The organism is Chitinophaga caeni (assembly GCF_002557795.1).
GTDB classification, from domain to species: domain Bacteria; phylum Bacteroidota; class Bacteroidia; order Chitinophagales; family Chitinophagaceae; genus Chitinophaga; species Chitinophaga caeni.
The window spans coordinates 1,131,098-1,145,093 of record NZ_CP023777.1 but is presented as its reverse complement, the minus strand read 5'-3'; the positions used below and the strand labels follow the sequence as shown (position 1 = coordinate 1,145,093).

At 43.0% G+C, this 13,996-nt stretch carries 13 protein-coding genes and 1 riboswitch; of the genes, 4 read left to right on the top strand and 9 right to left on the bottom strand.

The genetic code is table 11. The annotated features are described in order from the left end of the window. Positions 1 to 296 precede the first annotated feature (296 nt). Both COR50_RS04785 and COR50_RS04780 read left to right on the top strand, forming a co-directional pair. Entirely contained in the window at positions 297 to 1,718 is a 1,422-nt protein-coding gene (locus COR50_RS04785; RefSeq protein ID WP_098192935.1) for a nicotinate phosphoribosyltransferase, read from the top strand. Between the two features lie 59 nt (positions 1,719 to 1,777). Next, positions 1,778 to 2,974, top strand: a complete 1,197-nt coding sequence (locus COR50_RS04780; protein ID WP_098192934.1) for a BamA/TamA family outer membrane protein — start codon at positions 1,778 to 1,780, stop codon at positions 2,972 to 2,974. A gap of 45 nt (positions 2,975 to 3,019) precedes the next feature. Here COR50_RS04780 and thiH read toward each other — a convergent pair whose 3' ends face one another. The 7 genes from thiH to thiS all read right to left on the bottom strand — a co-directional run bounded on the left by thiH (position 3,020) and on the right by thiS (position 9,048). After that, positions 3,020 to 4,138: a 2-iminoacetate synthase ThiH gene (gene thiH / locus COR50_RS04775; protein ID WP_098192933.1), complete on the bottom strand. Its 1,119-nt coding sequence runs from the start codon at positions 4,136 to 4,138 to the stop codon at positions 3,020 to 3,022. Next, the gene (locus COR50_RS04770; protein ID WP_098192932.1) at positions 4,138 to 4,920 is read right to left on the bottom strand and encodes a thiazole synthase; all 783 of its coding nucleotides are present in this window, start codon (positions 4,918 to 4,920) and stop codon (positions 4,138 to 4,140) included. The genes thiH and COR50_RS04770 overlap by 1 nt, the downstream gene beginning before the upstream one ends. Then, entirely contained in the window at positions 4,901 to 5,536 is a 636-nt protein-coding gene (locus tag COR50_RS04765) for a thiamine phosphate synthase (protein ID WP_098192931.1), read from the bottom strand. Before COR50_RS04765 ends, COR50_RS04770 begins: the two co-directional genes overlap by 20 nt. Then, on the bottom strand, positions 5,529 to 6,281 hold the full coding sequence (locus COR50_RS04760) for a hydroxymethylpyrimidine/phosphomethylpyrimidine kinase (RefSeq protein WP_098192930.1): 753 nt from the start codon (positions 6,279 to 6,281) through the stop codon (positions 5,529 to 5,531). The genes COR50_RS04765 and COR50_RS04760 overlap by 8 nt, the downstream gene beginning before the upstream one ends. Continuing rightward, positions 6,257 to 6,856: a thiamine phosphate synthase gene (locus tag COR50_RS04755; protein WP_098192929.1), complete on the bottom strand. Its 600-nt coding sequence runs from the start codon at positions 6,854 to 6,856 to the stop codon at positions 6,257 to 6,259. The genes COR50_RS04760 and COR50_RS04755 overlap by 25 nt, the downstream gene beginning before the upstream one ends. A 1-nt stretch (position 6,857) precedes the next feature. Then, the gene (thiC, locus tag COR50_RS04750; RefSeq protein WP_098192928.1) at positions 6,858 to 8,723 is read right to left on the bottom strand and encodes a phosphomethylpyrimidine synthase ThiC; all 1,866 of its coding nucleotides are present in this window, start codon (positions 8,721 to 8,723) and stop codon (positions 6,858 to 6,860) included. A 121-nt stretch (positions 8,724 to 8,844) separates the two neighbouring features. Next, positions 8,845 to 9,048 (bottom strand): sulfur carrier protein ThiS, encoded by a 204-nt coding sequence (thiS, locus tag COR50_RS04745; protein ID WP_098192927.1) that lies wholly within the window; start codon positions 9,046 to 9,048, stop codon positions 8,845 to 8,847. A gap of 53 nt (positions 9,049 to 9,101) precedes the next feature. Further along, a riboswitch (TPP riboswitch) is annotated at positions 9,102 to 9,203 on the bottom strand. Between the two features lie 134 nt (positions 9,204 to 9,337). On the opposite strand from thiS, the gene COR50_RS04740 reads away from it, so the two are divergent. Continuing rightward, positions 9,338 to 9,820 carry a lipocalin family protein gene (locus tag COR50_RS04740; protein WP_157760625.1) on the top strand — a complete coding sequence of 161 codons (483 nt, stop codon included), beginning with the start codon at positions 9,338 to 9,340 and terminating at the stop codon, positions 9,818 to 9,820. Between the two features lie 66 nt (positions 9,821 to 9,886). On the opposite strand, the gene COR50_RS22235 is transcribed toward COR50_RS04740, so the two are convergent. Together COR50_RS22235 and dnaN are read right to left on the bottom strand one after the other, a co-directional pair. Continuing rightward, entirely contained in the window at positions 9,887 to 10,141 is a 255-nt protein-coding gene (locus tag COR50_RS22235; RefSeq protein ID WP_157760624.1) for a hypothetical protein, read from the bottom strand. 672 nt (positions 10,142 to 10,813) lie between these two features. Then, positions 10,814 to 11,932, bottom strand: a complete 1,119-nt coding sequence (gene dnaN / locus COR50_RS04730) for a DNA polymerase III subunit beta (RefSeq protein WP_098192924.1) — start codon at positions 11,930 to 11,932, stop codon at positions 10,814 to 10,816. Positions 11,933 to 12,258: 326 nt separating this feature from the next. On the opposite strand from dnaN, the gene COR50_RS04725 reads away from it, so the two are divergent. Beyond that, complete coding sequence (locus COR50_RS04725; RefSeq protein WP_098192923.1) at positions 12,259 to 13,518, top strand: pyridoxal phosphate-dependent aminotransferase; 1,260 nt, start codon at positions 12,259 to 12,261, stop codon at positions 13,516 to 13,518. The last annotated feature ends 478 nt before the right edge of the window (positions 13,519 to 13,996 follow it).

The following is a 13,996-nucleotide window of genomic DNA, read 5'->3' as shown; positions in this document are numbered from 1 at the left end:
GCAATAGCTGCCCCTTATTATTTACATTTAAATCCATTAATCTATTGATTACTAATAAGTTAATTTGTTTTGCGTATTTTCAACAATAAAATATTTTTTTAATTCGTAAGAGTTTTTATATTTGTGTTATAATTACGCAAATGATACTTCTAATGGTGATTGCTATTCGTTTTGCTTTAAATCGATTTAATTCCCTTAAGAAGTTAACACGGGAAATAATTTTTTTCCTCGGGCCAAACAGAACAACCGTTTTTTTGTTGGGATGATTGGTATATTGAAACTTAAAACTCTTGGATATGACCGACATGAACCTAGTCCTATTAGCCGATGCTTATAAATACTCCCACCATAAATTGTATATGCCCGGAACGCAGTTCGTTTATTCTTATATGGAAAGCCGCGGGGGGAAATTTAGCGAAACCGTGTTTTACGGCTTGCAATATTTTCTTAAGCACTATTTGCAAGGGGCGGTTATTACCAAGGAAAAAATTGATGAAGCAGCAGAAACTTTATTAGAAGTATTCGGGAGAAATGATGTTTTCGATCGTAGTAAATTCGATTATATCGTTGAAAAACACGGGGGAAAGTTGCCGGTTAGAATCAAGGCGGTTCCCGAAGGAACGGTAGTGCCGGTTAAAAATGTAATGATGACCATCGAGAATACCGATCCGGACTGTTACTGGTTAACGAACTTCTTGGAAACCTTGTTGATGCAATCATGGTATCCTTGTACCGTGGCAACATTAAGCCGGGAGGTTAAAAAAGTTGTAAAACAATATTATAAAGAGACTGCCAGCGATGCGGCTCAAGCGGGGATAGATTTCGTGTTGAACGACTTTGGTTTCCGTGGTGTCAGCTCTGTCGAAAGCGCCGGACTGGGCGGCAGCGCCCACCTGGTAAACTTCTCAGGTAGCGATACAATCGCGGCTTCTACCTTCGCTTCCCGTTATTATAAGGCGCCAAAGGCTGCCGGTTTATCTATACCTGCTACCGAGCATTCCATTTGTACCTTGTTAGGGGAAAGCGGAGAATTAACCGTCTTTAAACATGTACTCGCTACCTTCCCCACAGGGACTGTCGCCTGTGTTTCCGATTCTTACAACATCTTCAGGGCGTGTGAACAATACTGGGGAACGGATTTGAAAGATGAAGTAATGAAAAGAGACGGGACTTTGGTTATAAGGCCCGATTCCGGTGATCCGGTTTTAACACTTTTGACGGTGTTTGACATCCTGTTTGATAAATTCGGATTCACGACAAATGAGAAGGGGTATAAAGTGCTGCCACCGCAAGTAAGGGTGATTCAAGGTGATGGAATTAGCTATAGCTCTATCCACACGATTTATGCCGCCTTGAAAAAGGCCGGTATCAGCGCTGAAAACCTGGTGCTGGGCATGGGTGGCGCCCTTTTGCAAAAAGTGAATCGAGATACCCAGGAGTTTGCTTTGAAGTGCTCTTATGCAGAGATTAACGGAAAAGGTATCGATGTGATGAAATCCCCGGTAGAGTTGGACTCCCAGGGAAAAATGAGGACTTCCTTCAAGAAATCTAAAGCGGGAAAACTGAAGTTAGTACGCCTGCCCGATGGAAAATTGGAAACTTTGAAAGAGGATGAGTCGCCCGAATTGGATGATTTGTTGGTAACAGTTTTTGAAGATGGTGAATTAGTCGTGGAACATAGTTTTGAAGAAATCAGGCAACGCGCGATGTGCCCTTAAAAAACTAGTACGCTTTTTGCGAAAGGGATTGCCTGTTCTTTTGCACCTTTGTAGTAATTATGTTGAAAAAATTTATCACGACTTTGGCTGGTGGTTTGTTGCTCTTCTCGGCAAATGCACAAATCAGGATTTATAATACCCGTCATTCGCAGGATACGCTGAAGACTGCGCCGGGAAAAGATTCTTCGCTTTTACGGAAAAGCCGCTTCCTGCCTATTCCCGTTTTGGGCTATGCCCCGGAAAAAGGCTTGGAAATAGGCGCCGCGGTGCTGTATTCTTTTTACCTGGATAAGGAAAATCCCGTAGCCGGAACCCGGAACTCTACTATTATTTTCATCCCGAGCCTAACTACGGAACATCAATATAAAGCAGATATCAAGGCCGATTTTTGGTCGCCGGGAAACCTATGGCATTACAAGGGACAACTACGTTATCACGATTTTCCTATTAACTTTTACGGGATCGGCAGTGATACCAGGGAAGCGGATAAAACTTTGCTGGATAATAAACGCTTCAAGTTCCTAGCGGAGGTTGAGCGTAGGCTACTCCCCCAGTTTTATGCCGGCCTTTCCCTGCAATATCAATATGATGAATACAGTGCGGCTGAAGATAAAGGGATTTATCCCCAAATGAACCTAGTGGATAAGAATGGCGGCCACAGCACTTTCCTGGGCGTTTCGGCTATATATGATAATAGGAATAATCAAAATTATACGACCCGGGGCTCATTCCTGAGGGCGAACGCGGCATATGCTTTAGATTTTTTAAGCACCCGGCCGTTCTGGAAGCTGGAAGGAAAGGCCAGTCATTTCTTCGCAATATCTAAAAAGAGTACGGTCGGCATCAATGGTCAATTGAATAGTGTGCAGGGCGATGCTTTACCATTTTATATGCTATCGGAATTAGGGAGTGATTATATTATGCGCGGGTATTATCCCGGTCGTTACCGCGACCAAAATTTTGCCGGGATACAGGCTGAATACCGGTTTTTAATTGATCCTAAGTTGGGATTACAATTATGGTCATTCAATCTTCAACCAAAATTTGCCTTGGCAGTTTTCGGTGGAACGGGTGCCGTTTTCACGAATCATAATATTGCATTAGACAAGTTAAAACCTAATTACGGCTTAGGGCTTCGTTATTTCTACGATGAAAACTCCCGCTTATCTATCCGCATTGATTACGGTTGGGGAGAAAAAGCTCCCGGTGAAAAAAGACAACAGGGTTTTTATTTGTCGATCGGTGAAGCATTTTAAATTTTTCGTTGCAAAGCGATGCAATCATAACATCGCTTTGGATTCTTAATCGACAAACGATCTTTCATAATCTTTCCAAACCGGTTCATATCCGGACTTCCGCAGCATTCGGGCAATTTCTTCGGCAGATCTTTCATCAGAAATTTCAAATTGCTCCAGGCTTTCTTTTTCTACGGCGTAGCCACCGGGGTTCGTTTTGGAAGCTGCGCTCATCGCGGTGATGCCCAGCTTGAATAAATTGTCCCGCATATTGGTTTCTTCGCGGGTCGATAAGCTGAGTTCCACTTCCGGGAAACAGAGGCGGTAAGCACAGATTAATTGCACTAATTCTTTATCCGTCATTTCAACCTTGGGCGCTAATCCACCGGAGAATGGCCGTAATCTTGGAAACGAAATGCTATAGCGCGATTTCCAGTAAGTCTTTTGTAAATACTGTAAATGTAACGCTGTAAAAAAGGAATCAGTTCTCCAGTCTTCCAAGCCTATCAAAACACCTAAACCTATTTTATGAATCCCTGCTCTACCCAGGCGATCCGGTGTTTCGAGGCGGTATTCAAAATTGGATTTTTTGCCTTTAGGGTGATGTTTTTTATAATCACTCCCGTGGTAGGTTTCCTGGTACACGAGTACGGCATGTAATCCCAGGGGTTTTAAAATCTTGTAATCTTCTTCATCCATCGGTTGTACTTCCATGGAGATGTTGGCAAAGTGCGGCTGTAAAATTTGCAAGGCGTTCTTGAAATAATCCAAGCCCACGGTTTTATTAGCTTCGCCGGTAACCAGTAAAACATGATCGAAGCCCATTTGCTTTATCACGTTTACTTCTTGCAACATTTCCGCGCCTGTCAACGTTCTTCTGTGCATGGGATTGTTATAGCTAAACCCGCAATAAGTGCATATATTTTGACATTCGTTGGATAAATATAAAGGAACATACATCTGCACGGTATTGCCAAATCTTTGCCGGGTTAATTGCTCGCTTAATCCCGCCATCTGGGCAAGGAATGGAACTGCCGCCGGGGAAATCAGGGCTTGAAATTCTTTCAATCCGCGGTTTTCCATCTGCAAAGCTTTTAATACATCGCCCGCCGTAAATTGATAAATGTTTTGCTTTTGCCTATCCCAATCGTATTGAAGAAATGTTGATAAGAATGAATGTTGCATTATGCCAAGTTTTCTAAAAATGAAACTAAAGGACTGGAAGCCGCAGCTTGTGTGCGTACGGAAGGTAGCCCCGCTTCGTAAGCCATCCGTCCCGCGATGACAGCATCCTTAAAAGCAATGGCCATATTCAATGGATGGGCCGCGGTTGCAATAGCCGTATTCACCAGGACGGCGTCTGCACCCATTTCCATTGCCTTAGTTGCATCGCTGGGCGCTCCGATCCCGGCATCGATAATTACAGGCACCTGGCTTTGCTCTATAATAATGGAAAGGAAGTCGGCCGTTTTTAAACCTTTATTACTACCGATCGGCGCTCCTAGCGGCATGACGGCAGCAACGCCTACTTCTTCCAGGCGTTTACATAAAACGGGATCGGCATGGATGTAAGGCAATACCACGAAACCATCTTTTACCAATGCTTCCGCAGCAATCAATGTTTCGATAGGATCCGGTAATAAATACCTGGGATCGGGATGAATTTCTAATTTCACCCAGTTGGTATCCAGGGCCTCCCTTGCCATTTGACAAGCGTAAACTGCTTCCTTTGCCGTTCTGGCGCCGGATGTATTCGGCAATAATTCAAACTTTGGGGAGGATAGATATTGCAGCATATCCTCTGCCGGTTGTTCCAGGTCAATTCTTTTCAAAGCTACGGTTACCAGTTCCGTATCGCTGGCTTCCAATGCTTCTTTCATCTGTAAATGCGAACCGAATTTCCCCGTTCCCGTGAACAGCCGCGAATGGAATGTTTTTCCTGCTATTTTAAGTGGTTGTATATTCATGATGCAGTAATTGTTGTAATTGAGTGACGATTTTTTCCGCTTTTGCAGATCGGGTGATAAGTCCTGATACCGCGATGCCGTAAACTCCCGCTTTCATCAATCCCGGGATATCTTCCAGGCCGATTCCTCCAATGGCAAATACCGGGATCTGAATACCGTGTAATTGCATCTTTTGCAGGATGGATCGATAGCCTTCCAAGCCAAGTATAGGGCTAAGTTTCTGTTTAGTTTCCGTGAACCGTAATGGTCCCAGCCCGATATAATCCGGTTGATGTACCGCATGGCGTTGAATGTCTTCAAAAGTATTAGCAGTAGCTCCTGTTACGAACGGTTTGAAATCCTGCTTTACTTTCGCTAAAGGCATATCTTCTTTACCAACATGTATCCCGTAGGCATTAACTGTAGCCGCTATTTGCGGAGCATCATTAATAAATAATTTTGCACCGAATGTATCGCATAACTCCTTTGCCTTGTACGCGGTAGCTAACCATTCCGGTAACTCCGTATGTTTCAGCCGCAGTTGAATGTTTTTGCATCCGGCATTACATGCTTTCTTGATATGCTCAATATGGTCAACCGGAAGATAACCTTGCGATATATAAATAATCTTATCCATGATGATATCCTAATAATGAATCATTACTTATCAAAAATTGATAAGCGTATTTTTTTGCCTTATAACAAGCTTCTGTTAAATCGAATCCTTGGGAGAGGTAAGCAACGATAGCGGCGCTTAATACGCAACCGGAACCGTGTTTTCCCGAGGCATTGCTTTCTCTTGGCATGAATTGCTTTATAGGCCCGTTTTTTAAATAAAGGAAGTCATGCCCGGGCATCGTTGGGTGGTGCCCGCCTTTTAATAATACGTTCGCCAAGGATTGCAGTTCTCCCATGGCCAATTCAATGTTACCGTTACTCGTTAATAATCCAGCTTCCAGGTAATTGGGTGTAATTAAAAAACACTCGCGTAATAAAGATTCCAGTGGCCCTGAAAGCAGCGGATCATAAAAAGTAAACCCGCTGGAAGATTTAAGTACCGGATCCCAAGTAATATGCAAATGCGGTTGCTCCCGCTTCAACCTTCGGACGATTTCCAAACAACTGTCAACATCTTTCATTAAACCCAGCTTGAGAAACTGAAGGGGGAACTTCCTTATTAATGGGATTGCTTGGTCGATGACCTGGGAAACGCTCATCCATTCAACCGATAAAAACTCCGAATCGGTTTGAACCGTCAAAGCCGAACAAACGCCGAAACCGTAAACATTTAATTGTTCAAATGTTTTGATATCGGCTAATACCCCGGCACCGCCGCTGGGATCAAAGCCTGCAATACTCATAACATATTTCCTTGCCGCCATAATTTTGCTATTTCCAGGTAATTTTCAACTGCCTTTCCCGGGTTTGACCATACGGCTCCCAACAAGGCTATATTTTTAATTCCCAGCTCCCTGGCCACTTCTACAACGGATGCTTGTATCCCGCCCAATGCTATCAATTTGTTGGATGAATATTCAAATTGATGCCGTGTTTTGGGTTGATATCCCGGTTTGGAAATACTTTCAAACAGGGGGCCGGCAAACAGGTAATCAAAATCTTCTTCTAGGCTTTCAAACTCTTTCATTCCATGTGTTGAAGTCGTGCAGGTCATTCCCCCTTGTCGCCAAGACAGGATTTGCTGCAAAGTATAATGAGTCCTCAACTGGGTACTGAAATGGATACCGCCTAATCCCATCCCGGTTGCTATTTCCGGAAAATCAGCCAAGATCATTTTTTTTCGATCTCCCGGGGAGAATAGTGATAAGAATGCCAGGTATTCATCCCTAGATTTCCCGGGTTTACGGACGACGAACTTTTGCAAGCCGGCGTTCAATAAAGCCTGGATTTGTAGATGTTCAGTATCCATGAATTCCGGTGCAGAGAAAATCCAGATCATCTTATTGAAATATTTCTCCGCCCTGCTCTACGAAATGCTTGGCTTTTTCCTGCATCCCTTGTTCCAAGGCTTGCGTTTCATTTAATCCTTGTGATTGCGCATATTCCCTAACTTCTTGCGTGATTTTCATCGAGCAAAAGTGCGGGCCGCACATGGAGCAAAAATGCGCGATACGCGCACCTTCCGCCGGAAGCGTTTCGTCGTGATATTCGCGCGCCGTATCCGGATCTAAGGACAGGTTGAACTGGTCGTTCCATCTAAATTCGAACCTTGCCTTGCTGAGAGCGTTATCGCGGTATTGTGCGCCGGGATGGCCTTTTGCAAGATCGGCGGCATGAGCAGCTAATTTATAAGTGATGACCCCGGTTTTTACATCTTGCTTATTCGGTAAGCCAAGATGTTCCTTCGGTGTAACGTAACAAAGCATCGCGGTACCGAACCAACCGATCATGGCCGCGCCAATCGCGGAAGTGATATGATCGTAGCCCGGAGCAATGTCGGTCGTTAAGGGGCCGAGGGTATAAAAAGGCGCTTCGTGGCAATGTTTCAATTGCTTATCCATGTTTTCCTTGATGAGGTGCATCGGCACATGGCCGGGGCCTTCGATCATTACCTGTACATCGTGTTTCCAGGCAACTTGGGTCAATTCTCCCAAGGTTTCGAGCTCTGCAAATTGGGCAGCATCGTTTGCATCTGCAATGGAGCCGGGACGAAGGCCATCGCCCAATGAAAAGGCGACATCATAGGCTTTCATGATTTCGCAGATCTCTTCGAAATGGGTATATAGGAAGTTCTCGCGGTGATGCGCCAGGCACCACTTAGCCATGATAGATCCGCCGCGCGAAACGATGCCTGTTACGCGCTTGGCAGTTAACGGTACATACCTCAGCAGTACCCCTGCATGGATGGTGAAATAATCCACGCCTTGTTCTGCTTGTTCTATCAAGGTATCGCGGAAGATTTCCCAGGTGAGGTTCTCCGCTTTGCCATTTACCTTTTCGAGCGCCTGGTAAATAGGTACGGTGCCGACGGGAACCGGGGCATTGCGGATGACCCATTCCCTTGTTTCATGGATGTTTTTACCGGTACTTAAATCCATGATGGTATCAGCACCCCAGCGGCAAGCCCAAACTGCTTTTTCAACCTCTTCTTCCATACTGCTGGTAACGGCGCTGTTGCCGATGTTAGCATTGATTTTAACGAGGAAATTGCGACCGATAATCATCGGTTCTGATTCGGGATGGTTTACATTGTTAGGAATGATGGCTCTTCCGGCGGCAATTTCACTTCGTACGAATTCGGGAGTAATTCCTTCGGGCGGTATACCAGCGCCGAAGGCCTGCCCGGGATGTTGCCGCAGGTTGCTATCCCCGTTTTGAATAGCTTCCCTTCTTTGGTTTTCCCTGATGGCGACGTATTCCATCTCGGGGGTAATGATACCTTGCCGCGCGTAATGCAGTTGCGTGATATTTTTACCGGGTAGTGCCTTGTAAGGTTTCGGCTTTTTGGGAAAACGTAAAGCCGCCGGGGTTTTGGCTTGGTTTTGATTTACGAAATCGGAGCTGAAAGATTCCAGTGTTTCTATGTCTCCACGTTTCTCGACCCAGGGCGACCTGAGCCTAGGCAGTCCTTCACGTATATCTATCTTGATATTAGTATCAGTATACGGACCGCTGGTATCATATACCGTGACCCCCGGGTTCTCGATGGTTTTATCATCAATTTGAGTGCCTGATAAGGAGATTTCCCTCATGGCCACTTGTACGGGGTGGATTTTTCCGGGTATATAAATTTTCTGGCTAGCAGGGAATGGAGTTCTACTTATAATTTCTTCCCGGCTCCCGGGTATCGGTTGCGTATTTTTCATAATGATGTGAACATGATTTTTTAGATGAAAATATTTTCGTGTAGCCGTTATTGTTATATTTATAACAATAAGCAGCTGCACGCTATTCTAGCGAGTACAATTATTTATTTATATCATGGTATTAGCCTCCCTGGGTTGCCCGAATAATGGTAACCTGGTCTGATGGGCTTAGGGAAACATTATCCCAACTTCGTTTAGGAATAACTTGATCATTGACCGCGATAGCGATACCCTTTGTAGAAGGAATTTGAATAAACTGTAAGAGTGTAGCAAGCGTTGCGCCCTGCTCCACTGCATAAAGTTTATTGTTTACATGAATTTCCATGAGATTGGAGATTTAATTGAACAATAAACTTTAAGGATGCGTGATAGATGAGAGAGTTCAGTATAACTTTTTCCTACGACAGTATGAACTGCATCAGGTACTGAGGGTATCATCTCAGTTCCGGTATGTATACCGGAACACCCCTAAAGTGCTGTAAAACTAAGAAAGATTCGTTGGAATAACGAAATTTATTCGATGTAAATTTTATAGCATCATATTTGTATTATCTTGTACGCTCTAAATGCAGGCCAAGGGATGCAGGGCATTTATTCATCCAAAAACAATCACCATGAAGCACTCCGCATATATTATATTCATTTCCCTGGTTTTGTCGGCATGCCAGCAAACGAAACGTGAAGCCATTAGCTCTTACCCTGATAGTTTGATAGAATACGTAGATACAATTTATACGCCCCCTGTTGCTGTGACGGATACACTGCAAAGGGATAGTATCGACCTAACATTAGTGCCAGGCAGATGGTGGCAACCGGTTCCAGGCAAGGAAGAAGAGCAACAGGGATTTCATTTAATGAAAGGGGGAAAAATAAAAGGACTGAATATGCCGGCCTTGATTTACGAGAAATGGGAAATTGTATCCGACACCTTGATGCTTTGGAGTGATATGGTATCAGGAGAAGATACGACACGGTTAATCGACACATTATTGGTTAGGAATGTTAACGACTCCGTGATGGTTTTATTTCCCCACAATGCCGCCGCCGGTTATTTCGAGATTTATCACCGTGAAGGCGCCAAGGGTAAAAAGAAATAGCCCGCTCACTTATTCAAAAGAACAAGCAAAGCGGGTATTTAATATATTTTAAAGCTTACAATACACTTATTGACCACCTAAAATTCCAATGCCCAGGATAATAGTGATGCAAGCGAAAATGATTCCTGCAACAGATAATTGTAAATCAAATGTTGTTCTACGAGATAATATCGTAGAAGCAATGCCAATAAGCAAAGCAGAACCACCCATAATTATCAGGGCGCTTGAATTATACAGGAAGAATGAGAATACCAAGATAGTAAACCCTAAAATAAACGCGATAGCACCGGCTATGCGGGATGATGTTATTGAGTGTAGCATACGTAAATGTTTATCTATTTAAACTATTTTTATTGTTATATAATCCAATCAATACTTCAAAGATTCCAGTTAGCGGAAACTGCCAGACTAATACTCAATCCATTAGGAATCTTCAATTTTAAATAGGTAAGACATAGGAATCCCTGCTGATATTTCGACTAACGTAGATCTTTAAAGAACTCGGTTAGTGACAATCCTTTAATCCTGCTGCATGCATTTTGAAAAACGGCCTGGATAATTAAATACTCCTTGCACACTATAAAATGCGTTTTTGCAGAGGAGATGGCCAAAAGGGATAAATGGGGTAAATTTCTAGATGCGCTTTATAGCATCTTTTACAATATAAAATTAGAATCTTTTTGTATAAGTCGGAAGTAAATTAACATGTTTTTTCATTGCCGCTTAACAAGCGATTCACAATTAAATTACTTTATATGTAACTTTAAAGTAATGAATTATTCAAAGTAATTTAAATTGATAAAATTACTAATATGTCAATATTAGTTAATACAGAGAATCTTACTTATTAGACATTATCATTACTTGTCAGCGTGTGTTTAATTGTATTTTAAAAACCAAGGAGTTACATACTACCGGTGTTTGGGGTTATTCAAAACAAAAAAGCAACCCCCTGGGAGGTTGCTTAAAATAATTATACTCTTATTATCTTAATTAGTTGTTCAGCATTAAAGGCATTACCAATATTAAAAGGTCTTCATTCGCTTCTTGCTCTGATGGTTTGATAATACCTGCTTTCGTAGGAGTGGATAATTCCATCGATATCTCGTCTCCTTCAGCGGCGTGTAACATCTCGATCAAGAATTTAGCATTGAAGGCGATCTGCATATCCTCGCCGCTATATTGGCAACTCATGCGTTCGTTTCCTTCGAATGAGAAGTCAACATCCTGGGCCGATAATTGTAATTCGCTACCCGTAATTGACAATGCTACCTGGTTGGTACTTTTATTAGCGAATACCCCTACCCTTTTTAATGCGTTCTGGAAGTCGGTTTTATTAACTACCAAGCGGTAAGGATTTTCCTTGGGTATTACTACTTTATAATCCGGGAACCGTGCATCGATTAGGCGGCAAATCATCTGCGCATTATCGTGCGTTACGAAGAAGTGATTTTTGCTGTAAGCGATCCTGATCTCGGTATCGTTATCAGGAATGGCAGCTTTAAGTAAGTTCAACGGCTTTTTGGGAACGATGAAGCTATCGCTCTGCGGGCATTGAACATCAGTTTTCACGTATTTGACCAAGCGGTGGGCATCGGTAGCAACGAAAGTTAAGCTCGTTGGCGCCAGCTCGAAGTAAACGCCGGTCATAGCAGGGCGAAGATCATCGTTACTCACTGCGAAAATGCATTTGTTGATCGCGGTAATCAGGCCGGTGGCAGTCATCGTGAAAGAAGTTGCATCTTCGGCAGCCGGTTCTTTCGGGAAGTTCTCAGGGTTTTCGCCCATCACCTTGTACTTACCGTTGTCGGAAGTGATTTCCACCGCGTAAGAATTTAGGTCGATGTTGAAAGTAAGTGGTTGATCCGGCAAGTTCTTCAGGGAATCCATCAGGATTTTTGCCGGGATACAAATACGCCCGTTTTCTTTCGCTTCCACCTCTAATTTGACCTTCATCACTGTTTCCAGGTCGGTAGCCACTACCGTGAGCTCGTTTTTTTCGATCGAGAAGAGGAAATCTTCCAAAATCGGTAAAACGGTATTCGAGTTAATAACACCACTGATCTGTTGTAATTGTTTCAACAAAGTAGAAGACGAAACGATAAACTTCATAAGGTTACTTGCTATAAGTTATGTTTAATGCAAACAAAGATAGAAAGAATTGTAATTCACCGTAACCCGTACCCACTTATTTATTAACACTCTTTCAACGATCGTGTGTTAACAATATAGTCCGGCCCCATGCCAGGGCTATATTAAAATTGCTAACCGCACTTGAATATTTTGACAGTTTTAGAATCGTTTATTGACGATTTTTAATTAATGTTAGAATTGTTTTAAAATATTTGAATGAATCGCTTCGTTTTTTGAGAATATATGGAATAGGGTTAGTTTTGCGGGCGCAAAAAACTAATAATCACATTAAAAAAATCTTGGTTATGAAACTATCTCATTTAGCCGAAACGCTTATTGGATCTGAAATTATTAAATTGGCCGGTGAGATTAAGGAGAAGATGGCCAAGGGTGAAAAAATATACAACTTTACGATCGGTGATTTTGATCCCAAGGTGTTCCCCATCCCCGTTGAGTTTGAGCAAGAAATCACGAAGGCTTACCAAGAGCATTATACGAATTATCCTCCTGCTGACGGCATCCTTGAATTGCGGAAAGCCGTAGGAGGCTTCATTCATGAAAGGGAAGGGTTAAACTACGATCCTACCAGTGAAATTGTTATTTCTTGTGGCGGTCGCCCGATCATTTATGCAACTTACCGGACACTGGTAGACCGCGGCGAGAAAGTGATATACGCTACCCCTTCTTGGAATAATAACCACTATACACATTTCCTGGAAGCAGAACACGTAGTTTTGGAAACTACCCCTGGAAATAATTTTATGCCGACGGCGGCAGAACTTAAACCCTTGTTGAAGGGGGCTACCTTATTGGCTTTATGTTCTCCCCAAAATCCTACGGGAACTACTTTCGGCAAACAACAATTGGAAGAGATCTGTGACCTGGTGCTGGAGGAAAATAAATCCCGCGGTGACGATGAAAAGCCTTTATTCGTAATGTTTGACCAAATGTACTGGGTATTGACATTTGGAGATACAGTGCATTACAACCCGGTTTCATTGCGTCCCGAAATGAAGAAATACACCATTTTCATCGACGGTATGAGTAAGGCCTTTGCCTCGACAGGTGTAAGGGTTGGATGGGCCTTAGGACCAGCCAACGTGATTGGAAAAATGAAAGCGATCCTTTCGCATGTGGGAGCCTGGAGCCCGATGGCAGAGCAAAAAGCTGCCGCCCGCTACCTGGTTCAAAGGGAAAACGTGGATAAATACCTCTCCCACTTCAAAAGTGAGATCGAGGAGCGCCTTGTAAAAATCTATGAAGGGTTCAATAAATTAAAAGCCGCCGGCCACCAAGTAGATGCCATCGCCCCACAAGCAGCCATCTACCTAACTATAAAACTGGATCTTGTGGGCAAGAAAACAGCCGATGGAACCGAATTAAAAGATCAAGCCGCGGTAACATCCTACATCTTGAACGAAGCGAAACTGGGCATTGTACCATTTAATGCCTTTGGTGCAGCGAAAACCTCTCCCTGGTATCGCCTGAGCGTGGGAACATGCGTAAAAGAAGAAATACCCGCCATGTTATCCGCCCTGCAAGCCGCCCTGGAAAAATTAAACTAAAAATAAAAACAACACATTGCAAACATAAAATTAAGCCGGCTCCCAGCCGGCTTAATGCTTAATAATACCTCGTATCCACCGCACCCCTCAATTATCTACTCCCGTCTCCCCCACTAACCATCACCCCACTAACTATCTCGCCAATATCATCCGCAAAAAATCATCCGCAAAAAAGCATCCGTGAAATCCCTAAATCCCAAAAAATCCGTGATATTTTTGACTTTTCGACCCAAATAGTCAGTATCCATCACTCCACAAACAACAACCTAAAAAAGCCACCAAATGTTATCTTCTGTTAAAATCGACATTTTCCGTGAACGGAAACTACTGTACTTATAAAAGTTTACAAAGTGTTTATAAAAAATTGATTTTCAATATGTTTTTTTGGAAACCCACCCTGTTTTTATCATATTTAAGACTGTGAAGGAAATGTTAAATCCCTGAAAAAAGGTCAACTTATGTTACCAAATTTCAAAAA

Coding starts and splice junctions, on each gene's coding strand:
- COR50_RS04770 (WP_098192932.1), bottom strand. CDS start 4,920: ATGAATATACAACCACTTAAAATAGCAGGAAAAACATTCCATTCGCGG.
- COR50_RS04740 (WP_157760625.1), top strand. CDS start 9,338: ATGAAGCACTCCGCATATATTATATTCATTTCCCTGGTTTTGTCGGCA.
- COR50_RS04765 (WP_098192931.1), bottom strand. CDS start 5,536: ATGGATAAGATTATTTATATATCGCAAGGTTATCTTCCGGTTGACCAT.
- thiH (WP_098192933.1), bottom strand. CDS start 4,138: ATGCAACATTCATTCTTATCAACATTTCTTCAATACGATTGGGATAGG.
- COR50_RS04785 (WP_098192935.1), top strand. CDS start 297: ATGACCGACATGAACCTAGTCCTATTAGCCGATGCTTATAAATACTCC.
- COR50_RS04755 (WP_098192929.1), bottom strand. CDS start 6,856: ATGATCTGGATTTTCTCTGCACCGGAATTCATGGATACTGAACATCTA.
- thiC (WP_098192928.1), bottom strand. CDS start 8,723: ATGAAAAATACGCAACCGATACCCGGGAGCCGGGAAGAAATTATAAGT.
- dnaN (WP_098192924.1), bottom strand. CDS start 11,932: ATGAAGTTTATCGTTTCGTCTTCTACTTTGTTGAAACAATTACAACAG.
- thiS (WP_098192927.1), bottom strand. CDS start 9,048: ATGGAAATTCATGTAAACAATAAACTTTATGCAGTGGAGCAGGGCGCA.
- COR50_RS04780 (WP_098192934.1), top strand. CDS start 1,778: ATGTTGAAAAAATTTATCACGACTTTGGCTGGTGGTTTGTTGCTCTTC.
- COR50_RS04760 (WP_098192930.1), bottom strand. CDS start 6,281: ATGGCGGCAAGGAAATATGTTATGAGTATTGCAGGCTTTGATCCCAGC.
- COR50_RS04725 (WP_098192923.1), top strand. CDS start 12,259: ATGAAACTATCTCATTTAGCCGAAACGCTTATTGGATCTGAAATTATT.
- COR50_RS22235 (WP_157760624.1), bottom strand. CDS start 10,141: ATGCTACACTCAATAACATCATCCCGCATAGCCGGTGCTATCGCGTTT.